We start from the raw sequence: 1,009 nt of genomic DNA on the forward strand, positions 1-1,009 counted from the left end.
GAGAGACCTGGCTGGTGGGCGGGTAGATGTGTACAAGAGACAGGGGTCGGGGCCGGAGCCGGGGGCCTCGTCCGGGGCCGGCGTACGGCGCCGGTGCAGGATGCGGGCGGAGGCGGCCGCGACCGCGAGGAGCAGGAGTACGGCGAGCGCCGGCCACGGTACGGCGGAGAACCGTACGACGGACTCCGCGGTCAGGTCAGGGTAGGCCGCCGCCCCCGCGGAGACCCGTACGGTGACCCGATCCGACTGCGGCGCGTCCGGCCAGGGCTCCGCCAGCTCGATCCGCTGCCCCGGCAGCAGCACCAGCCGCTGCTCGCGAGCCGGCCGGTCCAGCACGGTGCGGCCGAACAGCCCCTCGGCCCTCACCGCCACCCGTGGCTCGATCACCACGTTGCCCCGGTTGACCAGGGCGTACGAGACCGTGGCGCGGGCCTCGCGCACCCACGGCAGCAGCGGCGCGGACCGCCGCACCCGTACGTCCTCCACGCTCAGCCCGGGCGCCGACGGCCCCGGGACGCGGAAGTACAGCCGGGCGCCGACCTGCCGCTTGACCCCGACCTGCACTTTGCCGTCCTGCTGGACACCCTCCACCTCGGTGCCGAGGGCGACGATCCCGCCGACGTGGTCGCCCGGGGCCGCATCCTGCGGCACCCGCACCGTGAACGGGATGTCCAGGCGACCCCGGGCCGGCACGGTCACGGTGCCCGCGGCCTGCGGCGCCAGCGCGACCCACGCACCGACGTCCTGCGGTGTGCGATCCACCGGCAGCAGGGCGAAGGCCCCGCCGGCCGGGGTGTTCACGGCGTCGGTGGCGAAGACGCGGAAGGTCCGCTCCCGGTCGGAGGAGTTCACGACCGTCACGCTGTCGCCGACGGTGGTGCCCGCCACCCCCTGGTGGAAGAAGTAGGCCCGGTCGGTCACCGGGGCGCCGGCCGGAGGGGTGGGGAGCACCCCCCAGGTGCCGTTGTCCGCGGCCGCGGCCGGGTGGGGGCGGGCGACGGGCAGGAGC

At 76.1% G+C, this 1,009-nt stretch carries 1 protein-coding gene; it reads right to left on the minus strand.

The window, feature by feature from the left end; translation table 11 throughout:
- Positions 1 to 1,009, minus strand: a 1,009-nt coding sequence (locus HYE82_RS36760; protein ID WP_256988224.1) for a DUF916 domain-containing protein, incomplete at both ends; no start/stop codon positions are given.

Source organism: Streptomyces sp. BR123 (genome assembly GCF_013401435.1).
Lineage (GTDB): Bacteria > Actinomycetota > Actinomycetes > Streptomycetales > Streptomycetaceae > Streptomyces.